The organism is Ruegeria sp. AB7 (assembly GCF_056542625.1).
Genome location: NZ_JBQGAC010000002.1, coordinates 429,850 through 443,838, shown reverse-complemented (window position 1 = coordinate 443,838; position 13,989 = coordinate 429,850). Strand labels below are relative to the sequence as shown.

Annotated in this window: 16 protein-coding genes; 6 read left to right on the top strand and 10 right to left on the bottom strand. The window is 56.0% G+C overall.

The features are described 5' to 3' along the window. Positions 1 to 253: 253 nt before the first annotated feature. Positions 254 to 454 carry a hypothetical protein gene (locus ACR0EN_RS08030; RefSeq protein ID WP_480586094.1) on the bottom strand — a complete coding sequence of 67 codons (201 nt, stop codon included), beginning with the start codon at positions 452 to 454 and terminating at the stop codon, positions 254 to 256. Positions 455 to 548: 94 nt separating this feature from the next. After that, a complete protein-coding gene (locus ACR0EN_RS08025) occupies positions 549 to 1,115 on the bottom strand; it encodes an ABC transporter substrate-binding protein (protein WP_480586091.1) in 567 nt (188 codons plus the stop codon). A gap of 17 nt (positions 1,116 to 1,132) precedes the next feature. Between ACR0EN_RS08025 and ACR0EN_RS08020 the strand changes: the two genes are divergently transcribed. Genes ACR0EN_RS08020 through ACR0EN_RS08010 form a run of 3 tightly spaced genes read left to right on the top strand, consistent with a single transcriptional unit; the run spans position 1,133 to position 4,504 of the window. Further along, on the top strand, positions 1,133 to 1,957 hold the full coding sequence (locus ACR0EN_RS08020) for an ABC transporter permease (RefSeq protein WP_480586088.1): 825 nt from the start codon (positions 1,133 to 1,135) through the stop codon (positions 1,955 to 1,957). Further along, positions 1,954 to 2,874 carry an ABC transporter permease gene (locus ACR0EN_RS08015; RefSeq protein ID WP_480586085.1) on the top strand — a complete coding sequence of 307 codons (921 nt, stop codon included), beginning with the start codon at positions 1,954 to 1,956 and terminating at the stop codon, positions 2,872 to 2,874. Before ACR0EN_RS08020 ends, ACR0EN_RS08015 begins: the two co-directional genes overlap by 4 nt. Next, positions 2,864 to 4,504: an ABC transporter ATP-binding protein gene (locus ACR0EN_RS08010; protein ID WP_480586082.1), complete on the top strand. Its 1,641-nt coding sequence runs from the start codon at positions 2,864 to 2,866 to the stop codon at positions 4,502 to 4,504. Before ACR0EN_RS08015 ends, ACR0EN_RS08010 begins: the two co-directional genes overlap by 11 nt. 46 nt (positions 4,505 to 4,550) lie before the next feature. Here the strand turns inward: ACR0EN_RS08010 and ACR0EN_RS08005 are convergent, their stop codons facing one another. Beyond that, entirely contained in the window at positions 4,551 to 4,793 is a 243-nt protein-coding gene (locus ACR0EN_RS08005; protein ID WP_480586078.1) for a hypothetical protein, read from the bottom strand. A gap of 507 nt (positions 4,794 to 5,300) precedes the next feature. Between ACR0EN_RS08005 and ACR0EN_RS08000 the strand changes: the two genes are divergently transcribed. Then, positions 5,301 to 5,612, top strand: a complete 312-nt coding sequence (locus ACR0EN_RS08000) for a helix-turn-helix domain-containing protein (RefSeq protein ID WP_480586467.1) — start codon at positions 5,301 to 5,303, stop codon at positions 5,610 to 5,612. A gap of 83 nt (positions 5,613 to 5,695) precedes the next feature. On the opposite strand, the gene ACR0EN_RS07995 is transcribed toward ACR0EN_RS08000, so the two are convergent. The 7 genes from ACR0EN_RS07995 to dctP all read right to left on the bottom strand — a co-directional run bounded on the left by ACR0EN_RS07995 (position 5,696) and on the right by dctP (position 12,752). Further along, a complete protein-coding gene (locus ACR0EN_RS07995; protein WP_480586463.1) occupies positions 5,696 to 6,346 on the bottom strand; it encodes an adenylate kinase in 651 nt (216 codons plus the stop codon). A 145-nt stretch (positions 6,347 to 6,491) separates the two neighbouring features. Further along, on the bottom strand, positions 6,492 to 6,899 hold the full coding sequence (locus ACR0EN_RS07990) for a universal stress protein (protein ID WP_170423167.1): 408 nt from the start codon (positions 6,897 to 6,899) through the stop codon (positions 6,492 to 6,494). Between the two features lie 127 nt (positions 6,900 to 7,026). Further along, positions 7,027 to 8,541: a malonate--CoA ligase gene (locus ACR0EN_RS07985; protein WP_170818271.1), complete on the bottom strand. Its 1,515-nt coding sequence runs from the start codon at positions 8,539 to 8,541 to the stop codon at positions 7,027 to 7,029. 5 nt (positions 8,542 to 8,546) lie between these two features. Then, positions 8,547 to 9,803, bottom strand: coding sequence for a malonyl-CoA decarboxylase (locus ACR0EN_RS07980; RefSeq protein ID WP_170818272.1), 1,257 nt, complete (start codon positions 9,801 to 9,803; stop codon positions 8,547 to 8,549). Further along, positions 9,800 to 11,116 carry a TRAP transporter large permease gene (locus ACR0EN_RS07975; RefSeq protein WP_170423173.1) on the bottom strand — a complete coding sequence of 439 codons (1,317 nt, stop codon included), beginning with the start codon at positions 11,114 to 11,116 and terminating at the stop codon, positions 9,800 to 9,802. Before ACR0EN_RS07975 ends, ACR0EN_RS07980 begins: the two co-directional genes overlap by 4 nt. 5 nt (positions 11,117 to 11,121) lie before the next feature. Further along, the gene (locus tag ACR0EN_RS07970; protein WP_170423175.1) at positions 11,122 to 11,664 is read right to left on the bottom strand and encodes a TRAP transporter small permease; all 543 of its coding nucleotides are present in this window, start codon (positions 11,662 to 11,664) and stop codon (positions 11,122 to 11,124) included. 101 nt (positions 11,665 to 11,765) lie between these two features. Continuing rightward, a complete protein-coding gene (gene dctP / locus ACR0EN_RS07965; RefSeq protein WP_170423177.1) occupies positions 11,766 to 12,752 on the bottom strand; it encodes a TRAP transporter substrate-binding protein DctP in 987 nt (328 codons plus the stop codon). A 138-nt stretch (positions 12,753 to 12,890) separates the two neighbouring features. On the opposite strand from dctP, the gene ACR0EN_RS07960 reads away from it, so the two are divergent. Both ACR0EN_RS07960 and ACR0EN_RS07955 read left to right on the top strand, forming a co-directional pair. Continuing rightward, positions 12,891 to 13,547 carry a GntR family transcriptional regulator gene (locus ACR0EN_RS07960; RefSeq protein WP_170423179.1) on the top strand — a complete coding sequence of 219 codons (657 nt, stop codon included), beginning with the start codon at positions 12,891 to 12,893 and terminating at the stop codon, positions 13,545 to 13,547. A gap of 180 nt (positions 13,548 to 13,727) precedes the next feature. Beyond that, complete coding sequence (locus tag ACR0EN_RS07955; RefSeq protein ID WP_170663619.1) at positions 13,728 to 13,985, top strand: metal-sensing transcriptional repressor; 258 nt, start codon at positions 13,728 to 13,730, stop codon at positions 13,983 to 13,985. Positions 13,986 to 13,989 lie beyond the last annotated feature (4 nt).

Here is a 13,989-nt window from a genome sequence, read left to right as displayed (position 1 = left end):
ATTTCTGTAATCGCAGCGTGAAGCAAAAGGCCCGAGGCCCTGCTTTATGCAAGGATCACAAGATCACAGCCGGTTGCGCGGCGGTCCGTAGGATTCGGAATATCAGTCTGTGTCATGGGCGAAATGTGCAGTTTCAAGATAGCAGCAGCAAGCTGGATTGCGACAGAAAGGCCTGCAAGCGACATCTATCGTCTCTACAGGCCAGAAATCTGCCGACACGGTCCACCAGACGGAGAGCGCGCGATCAGGCAAGTCACCAGCGTTCAGGGGCTTTGGCACCATCCATTTCCCAATTCGCGGCGATCTCGCCCTGGGCGACGGTTTTGGCAACACCCATGATATGATTGGCGAACATCGGAACGATCGCACCACCATCATCATGAACCAAAGTCTGCGCCTCGGCATACAGAGTGCGGCGTTTGGCGTCGTCCAGCTCTGCGCGGGCCTCGACCACGATGGCGTTGAAGCGATCGGCGGCTTCGCCTGTGCGCCAGGCTCGTACACCTCAATGAATTAGCCACCGGTGCCAATTCCGGATTGTGGGTCGGTCAATTTGCCATCGGTCGAAGGCATAATGACCAAGTGATAGCCAGACAGGATGATGGGAAGTCGGCATTTGCCGGATCCAGCTCGAACACCACGTTGTTGCCATCGGCGCGCATCGATTTGATTTGGGCAACCAAACCGTTCACCGCAGATTTCGATCCTTCGCCACAGTGGTGGTCGATTGTGGCGATGACAACGGCAGGGGTAAGGGTTTGGTCGTTGTGGAACTCGACCCCTTCACGCAGGGTGAATACCCAAGTGATTGCGTCGTTCGAGGAATACTCGGTCGCGAGTTCGGGCACTAAATTTCCGTTTGCGTCTAATTCGACCAAGTTGTTGCCGAACAGATAGGCGACAGCGGTTTTGATCGTGCCTTCATAGGTTGCTGGGTCTAAAAAGTCGGTAGTCGAACCGCTGCCAAAGCCAAATTTGATCGCTCCGCCTTTATTAGGGACCTGCGCAAGTGCTTGTCCGGATAGGCTCAGTGCCGCCGGAATGGCAAGGCCCGCAGCCAGAGCGTTTGATATGAAGATACGACGCGAAATCCGGCCGCTCTGCAGTTTCTGCATCTGAGAGGACAGGAAAGGTGATCCGGGCCGAGCTTGGCCTCGATAAACCTGCCTATATCCGATATTTCGACTGGATCGGTGCGTTGGCGACCGGGGATCTGGGAACGTCGTTCTCAGGTCGGGCGAGTTCGGGTGTGGATCGATCACGTCCGGTAGTGGAACTGGTCGCACCGCGCTTATGGAACACATTGTTTCTTGCGGGTATGGCGGCGCTGATCTCGGTTCCGCTAGCGCTGTTTCTGGGTATCACCACCGCGCTGTGGCGCAATTCGCGCTATGATAAGCTGGCCAGCGCCAGCACCTTGACGGCGATCTCGTTCCCCGAGTTCTTCGTGGCCTATATCCTGATTTTGCTGTTCGGAACGCTATGGCCGGTGTTGCCGTCGTTGGCCAATGTGGAGCCAGGGATGCCGCTGGTCGAGCGGATCGTCAAATGCATATTACCTGCGCTTACACTGACACTTGTAATCGTCGCGCACATGATGCGTATGACGCGGGCTTCGCTGATCAGTCTTCTAGCTTCACCCTATGTCGAGATGGCGCGGTTGAAAGGAGAGAACGCCCGCCGCGTGGTTCTGCATCACGCGCTGCCCAATGCGTGGGCGCCAATTTCAACGGTGGTCGCGTTCAACCTGGCCTATCTGGTAGTTGGAGTGGTCGTGGTCGAGGTGGTGTTCGTCTATCCCGGCGTCGGCCAACTGATGGTCGATGCTGTCAGCTCGCGCGATATCCCGGTGGTTCAGGCGTGCGCCCTGATATTCGCCGCCACATATGTCCTTCTGAACCTGATTGCCGACATCATTGGAATCGTCACCAACCCGAGGCTTCTGCACCCAAAATGAGCCAGACAAGCAAGACATATTCAGCCGCCGCTGAGGTGGGTCGCGTGCGGACCCGTCGCAGCAAGCGCGAGCGTATTTGGATCGAGCTGAAGAAAGCGCCGCCGACAGCAATTTTCGGCATGTTTGTGATCCTGTTCTATCTAATCATGGCAATCGGAGCGCCGATCATCGCGCCTTATGGTGAGGCCGAGGTATTCCCGACGCCTTACGCACCCTGGTCGTCCGAGCATTGGCTGGGTACCGACCAGATCGGGCGCGATATCCTATCGCGGCTGATCTATGGCGCGCGCAACACCATCGGTATCGCTTTTGTCACCACGCTGCTGGCGTTCTTCATCGGTGGTGGTCTGGGGCTGATCGCTGCGATTAACCGCAGTTGGCTGGATCAATTGATCAGCCGGGGCGTAGATGTATTTATGGCGATTCCCAGCCTGATTTTCGCGCTGATGCTGCTGTCGATTTTCGGCTCGTCGGCGCTGTCGTTGATTTTGATTATTGCGATTCTGGATTCAACCCGCGTGTTCCGCCTGACTCGCGCTGTGGCGGTGAACGTGGCAGTGATGGATTATGTCGAGGCAGCCCGGCTGCGCGGTGAAAAACTGCCTTGGGTGATGCGTCGCGAGATTTTGCCCAACATCATGCCTCCGCTGGTGGCCGAGTTCGGGCTGCGATTCTGTTTCGTGTTCCTAACCATTGCTGCGCTCAGCTTTCTGGGCGTCGGTATTCAGCCCCCCACCGCCGATTGGGGAACCATGGTGCGCGAGACCGCCAACCTGATCCAGTTCGCTAAATATGATTTCAAGGCCGGGATCACGCCGCTGCTGCCCGCTGCCTCGATCGCGTTGATCACTGTGGCGGTCAACTTTGTCGTCGACTGGTTCTTGCACAAAACAAGCGGAATACGCGATGAACACTGAGACTGACCTTCTGCTGGATATGCGCGACATCCATATCGAGGGGTTCTCGGACGAAAAGTGGAATCCGATCATCAAAGGTGTCAATCTGACCCTGAAGCGCGGTGAGGTGCTGGGCCTGATAGGCGAAAGTGGCGCGGGCAAGTCGACGCTGGGCAAAGCGGCTATGGGATACACTCAGCGCGGCTGTCGTATCACGGGCGGTTCGATCCGGTTCAAGGGGCAGGAGTTGCGGGATCTGGACGACCACGCGCTGCAGCATCTGTGGGGATCGCGGATAGCCTATGTGGCCCAATCGGCGGCTGCGTCGTTCAACCCGGCGCATAAGTTGTTGGATCAGACCGTTGCTGCAACGGTGCGCGAGGGACTGCAACCCGAGAATGTCGCGCGTGAGGATGCCCGCGCGCTTTATGCCTCGTTGTCGTTACCGCATCCCGAAACGATTGGTGACCGCTATCCGCATCAGGTCTCCGGTGGCCAGTTACAGCGGATCATGACAGCCATGGCGATGTCACCCCGTCCCGATTTGATCATTTTCGACGAACCGACAACTGCGCTGGATGTGACGACCCAGGTCGAGGTTCTGACTGCTATGCGCCGGATCGTCGAAGAATTTCATACCGCCGCAATCTACATAACCCATGACCTGGCGGTGGTCGCGCAGATGGCGGACCGGATCAAGGTGCTGCGCTATGGAGAAGAGGTAGAAGAGGCGGAAACGCGCAAAATGCTGTCTGCGCCCGAGCAAGAGTATACCAAATCCCTCTGGTCCGTGCGGCTGTTGCAAAAGCAGGCCGAGACTTCGGATGATATCATCCTTAAAATTGACGGTGTGGATGCGGCCTATGGCAAGAGCGCCAAGGTGTTGCACAATGTGTCAATCAGCCTGCCGCGGGGGCGCACGGTGTCGATTGTCGGCGAATCCGGATCTGGTAAATCGACCACGGCGCGGGTGATCACCGGCTTGCTGCCAGCCACAAGCGGGCAGGTCACGTTCAATGGCGAGGTCCTGCCAAACGAACTGAAAAATCGCAGCCGTGATCAGCTGCGCAGAATTCAGATGATTTATCAGATGGCCGATACCGCGATGAACCCGCGTCAAACCGTAGGTGAAATCATTGGACGTCCGCTGGAATTCTATCATGCTCTGCGGGGCCGGGCGCAGGAGAACCGGGTCATCGAACTGCTTGAAGCCATCGAGTTGTCGGAAGACTTCTATGATCGTCTTCCCAGCGAATTGGCCGGCGGACAAAAACAGAGAATTTGCATTGCGCGCGCTCTAGCCGCCGACCCTGAGGTGATTATTTGTGACGAAGTGACGTCCGCGCTGGACCAGATTGTGCAGGAAGGCATCCTGCAATTGCTGATGCGCCTACAAAAGGAGCGCGGAATTTCCTATCTGCTCATCACGCATGACATTGCCACGGTCGAGGCTATTTCGGACGAGATTGTTGTGATGCTGAATGGTCAAGTCGTCGAGCAGGGATTGAAGAATACCGTTCTATCCGAACCCTTCCCGGACTATACAAAGCTGCTGCTAAGTTCGGTTCCCGAGATGGACCCGGATTGGTTGACGAACCTGCTGAAAGAGCGAAAAGAAAATCACTTAGATACAAAACATGACACAGCGTAGGCGCGGGCAATAACAACACTTGCGAAGCTCAGTCGCAGTGGACTTCTCATTCTGCTTGTATTCCGAAACTCTTTTTTACCGGCACAACTATAGATCGATACGCAGAGAACCAGAAACTCAGGAGCGACTCGCGAATTAAGGTGGCTTTTGACTGGATCGCATTGATGTTCTTGGTCACGATCAGTTCAATACTCTTTTGGGCTGCCATAGGGTTAATACTTGAGGTCACCGCAGGCCGTGTAATTGCCCCGTTCTTCGACACCCCGTTGGTGACATGGGTTGCAGTCATCGCAACCTTCCTCGCCGGGTTTCCTCAGTCAGCGCGCGCGAAGCCTTGTCGCAAAATACGAGTGCAAGGCTACGATCAATAATGTGCGAGCGGCGCTTGTCGTGATGACTGTCCCAATGGCATCATCCCCGACGGTCATGGGACTGCGCTCTGCAATGGGTGCTCGAGTAGTGGCTGGAATGCTGCAGAGCGCACCTTACATGCGTCGCAAAATGATCTTACCGACTAAACCTCCTAGAACGACATAGTCCAATTTGGTGATGCCTTATGAACAATAGATCTGGGACCGAGTGAACGTCGATCTCAATCTGGCATCCCCTGTCTTGTTCGTTGGAGGTGGCAGTAGCACTTTGCCCACCAAGCTGCTCGCACCGCGACCACTGATGCAGGTCGCCCGGTTTTTTTCTGATCGACCCTGGCGAGCGGGCGCAGAGCTTTTACATCTCGTTTTCGCCCAACCTGACTCATGGGGGCAACGCAATCCTTCGAACGCAGCATTGGGTGCAAATGCGTTATGCGGGCCCGATCCCGGTTTTCGAATTGGCCCGCACCGCTCGACTTGAGCTGCGCACTTTTGGATTCCGATTCCTGACGGCCACGGGTTTCACGCCATCGGAATACCTGCAACAGCGTCGCATCACCAATGCCTGTCAGAGGCTGGAACTATCGCAGTCCAGTATCGAAACCATCGCCCGGGATATGAGGTATATGGATGTTTCAGCATTCCGCCGAATGTTTCACGAAATAGTCGACCTCTCGCCAGGAGATTACCGCAAGTGCTTTTCTTTTCTTAAAGACGCTTCGCATTTAAGAAAATGACGTCTGAACAGCCTTTCTTGGGTCTGTTTTTGCTTTGGCTAAGCGTAATTGCACAGGTCTTATTCCTCTGCTTTCTTTTGTCATCACGACCTTGACGATATGGCGGCCTCGATGCTTCGATTGATTGCCTCGATCGGTCCCATTGCATCAACATTCGCCAAAACGCCCATATGGCTATAGTAGTCGATCAAGGGTGAAGTCTGTTCACGATATTCAATCAGACGTGCAGCGACTGTTTCGGCCTTGTCGTCAGCGCGGCGCATAAACTCAGAGCCTCCGCAATTGTCGCAGCGTTCCGCTGCCTCAAGCGGTTTGAATGTATCATGGTAACCTTCGCCACATCCTGCACAAGTAAAGCGACCGGAAATGCGGTCGACCATCTTCTTGTCATCCACCGCAAGACTGACGACAGCGCTGATCTGCTGCCCCGTTTCCGCCAATAGTTGATCCAATGCGCGCGCCTGGCTAAGCGTGCGTGGAAATCCGTCTAATATCACCCCTCCGGCACAGTCCGAATCCCTCATACGGTCACGCAAGATCGAAATGACGATGTCATCTCCGACGAGCCTGCCTTCAGCCATGATAGATTCCACCGCCTTGCCTGTTTCGCTGCCGCTTTCAATCGATCTGCGGAGCAAATCGCCTGTCGACAACTGAACCAAGCCAAATTTTTGCTCAAGCAGTCGGGATTGCGTTCCCTTACCGGCACCAGGAGGGCCGAGAAGGATTAACACTTTAGACGTATTCGGGCTGGTCACTCTTTTTCCTCTTAGAGAATATCGTAAACACGACTTGGAATAGACCGCTCAGTGCCATTTCAGATGTATTAGCGGTGTATGACGGTCGTGTGTGGGCGTTGCTTCTGATCCCTAGACCAGACTATCGCACCACGTGTACGGAACAGTTTGCATGCCTGACTACGCGTGCCGCTGTGGACCCCAGTAGATAATCCTGCAATCCAGGCTGGTGGCTTGCGATAACGATGCAGTCTGCATTGTTATTCGTTGCATAATCGAGAATTCCACGGCCCGACTGTCCTTCGACAATTTCAATTTTGGAGTCCGCTACCCCGTCCACTAGTGGGCCCAGTTTGTCAGTAACACTGGTCTTTGCGATATCCAGATGGTTTTCTGGAAGCAGGTCGCTTGTGTATTGCGGAAGGTGCTCAATGACATGCAATAGAGTGATATGACCACCATCCGAGCGGAGAGTTTGTGCGACATCCAGCGCTCTTTGCGCGTCGCGGTCGGTATCAAAGGAAACAGGGACTAGAATATTTCCATACATTTCTGGTTCTCCAGCAGGTAGAAAAATTCAACAACCAGAGCAGGGAACAGGTCCGCCTGCCCTGGTTGTTGAAGTTAGGCCCGTAGCATTATCGAGAAGAGGGGCTACTGGGCCGGGGAGGGTCATCTTACGCTGCCACGAACATGTCTTTGTATCGGTCGCGCAGGATGTTCTTTTGAACTTTGCCCATGGTGTTGCGGGGCAGTTCGTCCAGCAGGATCAGTTTGCGTGGATGCTTGAACCGCGCCAAGCTACCGCGCACGGCCTCCATCATTGTGTCCAGATCGGGGGTTTGGCCCGGCTCTGCAACGATCACGCCCAGAACAGTTTCGCCGAAATCGGGATGTGGAACGCCCACCACGGCGCTTTCCAGCACGCCGGACTGGTCATCCAGAACCAGCTCGATTTCTTTGGGATAGATGTTGTAACCGCCTGAAATAATAAGGTCTTTGTTGCGGCCAACAATATGAACATAGCCGTCTTCGTCGATCCGGCCCAAATCGCCAGTGATGAAGAACCCGTTCTCGCGCAGTTCGGCGGCAGTCTTCTCCGGCATCTGCCAGTAACCTTTGAACACGTTGGGCCCGCGTACCTCGATCTCGCCGATCTCGCCCTGAGCCAGCGCATTGCCGTCTGAATCACAGATCTGCAGCTCGACCCCAGGCAATGGAAAGCCCACCGTGCCTGCGCGGCGGTCACCGTCATAGGGGTTCGAGGTGTTCATGTTAGTTTCGGTCATGCCATAGCGTTCAAGGATGCGATGGCCGGTGCGTTCTTCGAACTGTACATGGGTTTCGGCCAGCAAGGGTGCCGAGCCTGAAACAAACAGGCGCATATGTGCGGCCAGATTCTTGGTGAAGCGGTCATCGTCCAGAAGGCGGGTGTAGAAGGTTGGCACGCCCATCATGGTCGTGGCATTGGGCATCCGCCCGATGATCTCATCCAGATCGAACTTGGGCATAAAAACGATGCTGCTGCCTGCAGCCAGCGTGACATTGGTGGCCACGAATAGTCCGTGAGTGTGAAAGATCGGCAGCGCATGCAGCAGCACGTCGTCGGATGTGAAGCGCCATTCTTTGACCAGCGTCTGTGCATTCGACAACAGGTTGTTCTGGGTCAGCATCGCACCCTTCGATCGGCCTGTGGTCCCCGATGTATAGAGGAATGCGGCCAGATCGTCGCCATCACGGTCAACGGTGTCAAAGCTGGCAGGCATTGCTGCAGCCTGCTCCATCAGGCTGCCGCTGCCATCAGCGTTCAGGGTTTCCACCTTCGCGCCTAGCTGCGCACCAACCGGGGCGAGTTTCTCTTCGCTGCGGCTGTCACAAACGATCAGCGAGGCGCCACTGTTTTCGATGAAATAGGTCAATTCATCCACAGTGTAAGCGGTATTGAGCGGCAGGAATACAAGACCTGCCTGCGCACAGGCAGCATATAGCGCCAGCGCTTCGGGCGATTTCTCGATCTGCGCCGCAACCCGGTCGCCGGGTTTCAGGCCCAGCTGCGTCGCCACATGGGCGATTTGTGCGGCGGTGCTCAGGAAGTCCTGATGGGTGATGGTCGTTCCGTCGAGCAACTGCAAAAAGGCTGTGTCTTTACCGGCATGTGCGCCGAACAAACCGTCATAGAGAGGATTGGCCATAAGGGTTACCTTTCCTGTGTCGTGGTGAGAGAGGCTGACGCGGCGAGCGATTTGGCCTCGGACGAGGCGATTACCTCGCGGGTGTTGGCGAACTGTTCGTGGTTCTGCGCTACGCGGCCAAGGTCATAAAGATAGTTGACCATGGTGCCACCGGACTGTGCCCGGCCCTTGTCCGAAACATCTGCGTCGGCATGAACCGCATGGACCAGCGCACCGTTGCCAAGATGGAACCGTGCCACTGGATCGAACGGCAGATCGCCCCGACCTTTGGCGTTCAACAGGTAATGTGCGGCCAGTGCTTTCATCTGATCGGGCTCTTCGATGTTCCAATCGATGCCTTCCTGCGACAACCATTTGGTCAGCCCCGGAATTGGCGAGAGCGTGACGAAGGTTTTCAGCCCCGCCAACTCAGCCGACAGGTCCGAGGCCACCTGTTTGATCAGCGAATTGCCGAAAGAGATGCTGGCCAACCCGGCCTGACAGTTGGAGATCGAGTAGAACACAGCCGTATCGGCCTGATCTTCGGGCAACGGATCGCGGTCTTCGGCGAGCAAGGCCTGTACGGAACCCGGAATACCGCTGTTCAGCGCCACTTCGACAAAGATCAGCGGCTCATCAGGCATCGAGGGATGAAAAAAGGCAAAGCAGCGCCGGTCAGTGGGTTCCAGCCTGCGGCGCAGGTCGTCCCAGCTGTCGATGGCATGGACCGCCTCATACGCAATGATCTTTTCCAGAATATGCGCCGGGCTTTCCCAGTTGATCGGGCGCAGCACCAGAAAGCCACGGTTGAACCAGCTGGCAAACAGGTGCCGGAAGTCCAGGTCAAGCGCCTGCAGTTCCGGTTCCTTGCCGCCCAACCGCAGCAGATCAGCGCGCATCTGTACCAGTGCGCCGGTGGCACCGGGCACGCGGTTCAACCGGCGGATCATTTCCTGCCGGGCCGGTTCCACCGCAGCCGCAAAGGTGCGATAGGTCGCTTTCGAAGGGTTGCGCTCGTATTCGTCCAGTGACGAACGTACCGCCTCGGGATCGATATTCATGGCGGTGGCGAGATAGCGGAAGAACTCCAGCTTGTCGTCATCATTCAGCGTGTCGAACCGGGTCAGGATTTCCTCGGCCAGCGCCAGCCCCGAAGTTTCTCCCGCTGACCCAACCAGCGCGTCGGCCAGTTCGGTCAGCGGTCGGCCATCCGGAGCCACCGCGCTGTCGCGGCGGTAACGCCGCTCGAACACGGTGGATAGAAGATCCGCCAGCAGGGTCATACCGCTGCTCCCATCACCAGGTCAGGCAGCCATGTGGCCAGACCGGGGAACAGGCACAGCAGGACAATCGCGATCACCATGCAGGCCACGAAGGGGAGAGAGCCTGTCAGGATGGTCTTCAGTGAGATATCCGGTGCGATGCCGTTGATCACATAAAGGTTCAGGCCGACGGGGGGCGAGATCAAGCCAATCTCCATGTTGATGGTCAGTACAACCGCAAACCAGATCGGATCGAAGCCAGCGGTGGTGATAATCGGCAGCAGAATCGGTGCCGCCATCAGGATCACAGCAACGGGCGGCAGGAAGAACCCGGCGATCAGAAGGAACACGTTGACCGCACCCATCAGAACCCAGCGGTTCACGTCCAGCGTACCAATCCATTCGGCAATCGCCTGTGTGATGAACAGCGAGCTGAGCATGTACGAGAACACACCGGCAGCGGCGATGATGAACAGGATCATCACGCTTTCCTTGGTGCTGTCGCGCAGCACGACCCAGATGTCCTTGGGGTTCCACAGCTTGTAGATGATCATCGCGATCAACAGGCAGAGCAGGGCACCGACAGCAGCCGTTTCCGACGGGGTGGCGATACCGCCATACATGGCGTAAAGCACACCCAGAATGATGCCGAGGAAGGGCAGCACGCGCGGCAGGATCTCGAACCGTTCGGCCCAGGTGTAGCTGCCCGAACCCAGACGGGTCGCGTCACCGGATTTCCAGGTCGAATACAGCGACCAGGCCATGAACAGACCCACCAGCATAAGGCCCGGGATCACACCGGCCAGAAACAGACGGCCAATCGAGGTTTCGGTGGCAATACCGTAAACGATCATAGTGACCGATGGCGGGATCAGGATTCCCAGTGTACCGCCCGCAGCGATCGAACCGGCGGCGACGCCGTCAGGATAGCCACGTTTGCGCATCTCCGGGATACCCATCTTGCCGATGGCGGCACAGGTCGCGGGTGACGAACCGGACATAGCCGCAAATAGGGCACAGGCACCGAGGTTTGATACGACCAGACCGCCGGGAACACGGGTCAGCCAGCGTTCCAGCGCTTCGTACAAATCCGCTCCAGCTCTGGTAGAGGCGATTGAGGCCCCCATGATGATGAACATCGGGATAGACAGAAGGGCGAAGTTATCGAGTTTGCCGAACAGGATTTCCGGCATCAGTTCCAGCGAGCGCGGTCCGTCAAAGACGATTAGGAACCCAGCCGAGACGATCAGCAGGCCGATGGCCACGGACACGCCCGAGAAAAGAACAAGGATGGTGGCGATGGCGACAATAGCGCCGAGCAGAAGGGGATCCATCGGCTTTACTCCAGACCAAATGGTTTATCGATGCCAAGCAGGACGGCGACGAGATCGGCGATCAGTTGCAACAACAGCAGACCAAAGCCAACTGGGATGGCGAGGTAGGGGATCCACAGGCGAACGCCCCAAACGGTGTCGGATTTCCATCCGCGCTCCCATGCGAAGTGCCAATACTCGTAGCCGTAGAACAGCATGACTGAGACGATGGCGATGGACAGAACCGAAGTCAGGATCGCCATGTAAAAGCGGGCTCGAGGTGCGAGCGAAATCGGGATCAGGTCAACATTCACGTGACCGCGCAGGCGCTGCACATAAGGCAGACCGACCAGGGTTGCGGCGATGACCAGATAAATGACCGCTTCGGTTTGCCAAATGGTCGATTGATTCAGCACGAAGCGCACGATGATCATCTGGCAGGTGATGGCGACAGCAGCGACGATCATGCCTGCGGAACACCATCCAGCCAGAGTTGAAAGCGCAGCGACAAAGCGAAGGAAGGGATTGTTCCCTGTGTGGGAAGCAACGGCAGAGCTATGACCGGCCATTTGCGCCTCCTGTGATTGAGATGCAATTAAGTCTGAAGATCAGAGAAGATCAGAACCAAGATCGGATGCCGAGCGGCGGCAGGCCGCCCGGCAAGATGGGGTCATTCGACTGCCAGAGCCTTGTCCAGCAGGTCCTGCCCATCAGGAACCTCTTCTACGAAGGCCTTGTAAGATGTTTCCATTGCCAGCGTACGCCATGCTTCGAAGTCTTCGGCGCTCATCTCCGCAATCTCAACACCGGCGTCGGCAAAAACTTTCGCCGAGTTGGCGTCCTGTTTCTTGGCCTCTTCCAAATAGAAGGCCTGTGCCTTTTCCGATGCAGCCAGCAATGCGGCTTGCTGATCTTGGTTCAGTCCGTCGAAGGTGGATTTGTTCATCAGCAGCGGCTGATACATGAACCACAGCGCCACATCGCCCGCAGGGGTATAGCAGGCAACCTGCTCGTAGATGCGGTAGCTGACAAAGGACGAGGACGACGTGTTGGCCGCCTGCAAAACGCCGGTTTGCATGGCGTTATAGATTTCCGACGACGCCATTGATGCGATCGAGGCATCAGCGCCGGCCAGCATCTGCTCAAAGGATTTACCTGCCGCGCGAGTCTGCAGGCCTGCGACATCCTCAGGGTTCGTGATGCACTTGTCTTTACCGGCGAAGCCACCGGCCAGATAGCCATGCACCAGCACCATCACGTCGTCCTGAGCCATTTTCTCTTCCAACGCCTCCATGAAGGGCGAGTCGGCCAGACGGGCAGCGTGATCGTGGTTTTTCACCAATCCCGGCATCAGCGTCAGATTATAGGCAGGCTGCTGACCGCCGGCGTAGGACAGCGGCAGTATGGTCATATCCAATTGACCGCGGCTGAGCGGCTTGTACTGCTCGCGCGGCTTGAACAGCGATTTCGAGCCGAAAATCTTGATTTCCAGATCAACGTCCGCCGCCGCAACCTCGTCTGCAACAATCTGTGCTACTTGATGGCGAATGTCCTTGTTCGACCACTGATGTGACAGGCGCAGTTCCTCCGCTGACACCAATGTACCTGCGGATGCAAGCGCCAACGCAGCGACGGCCGTTTTGAACACTGATTTCATTTTTTCCTCCCGTTTTCAGTCCCGGATGAGCCGGGGATGAATAGAAGCATAGGGCAGTAATGTTTTTTTAGTCAAGGTTTTTGTATACAAGATATGATTTCTTGAGTTCTCGCCTAATCACAAGTAAAACAGAAACCCATGGACCAACGACTTGCAGATACCATCGCTCAGGATTTGGAAGAGCTGATTTTTGACGGGACATTTTCGGACGGTGACCGTCTAGATGAGGTCAAACTGGCTGAGCAGTTCGGGGTCTCACGAACGCCACTTAGGGAAGCATTCCAGAGACTTGCCTTGTCGGGGTTGGTCGATCTGATAGCGCGGCGGGGCGCTTTTGTCCGACAGCCCGGCCCGGTGGAACTGATGGAGATGTTCGAGGTCATGGCCGAGCTTGAAGCCGTTTGCGGTCGACTTGCGGCGTTGCGCATTTCCGATGAAGCTTTGCTTGAACTGACCGAAGCTAACAGCAAATGCCAACTGGCCGTGGATGCGGGCAATCCCGATGCGTACTATCTGGAAAACGAGCGGTTCCATCGAATCATCTATCAACAGTCCGGCAATGCATTCTTAGAGCAAGAAACTTCCAAGCTGCACAGAAGGCTCAAACCATTCCGTCGACAGCAGCTTCGGTTCCGTGGTCGTATGGCTCAGTCCATGGCCGAACACGAAGAAATTGTCAGAGCCCTGAAAAAAGGCGTACCGGAAGAAACAGCGAATGCGCTGCGTGACCATGTCGCAGTACAGGGTGAAAAGTTTCGCAACCTTATGGCTTCACTAAAGAGCGCAGCTGAGTAGCAGTTGCCGTTAATACACGCGGAATTTCATTGTGAGCGCGACTGAGCTGGTCAGCTAGCGTTGATGCCAGTGCGCCATTGAAACAGATCTCAAGTATAATCGAGTCAAATTTCGAACCCATATTGACGCGGCAGGATTTCCTATTGTCCTATCCCCCTGGTAGGGATATGTGGTTGCGATATGAATCACAAGCACACCTCACACCCAACGATTATCGCGCGGCTTAAGCGGGCCGAAGGCCATCTTGCGAAAGTCATCAAGATGTTAGAACAGCAGAGTGCCTGCACAGACGTCGCGCAGCAACTACACGCGGTTGAAAAAGCAGTTACGAACGCAAAACGAGCGCTTATTCACGACCATATCGATCACTGTCTGACGGGCAGTGATGATTCCAGGCAAGCCGCGGAAGAATTGAAGAGTATTAGCAAATATCTTTGATCCG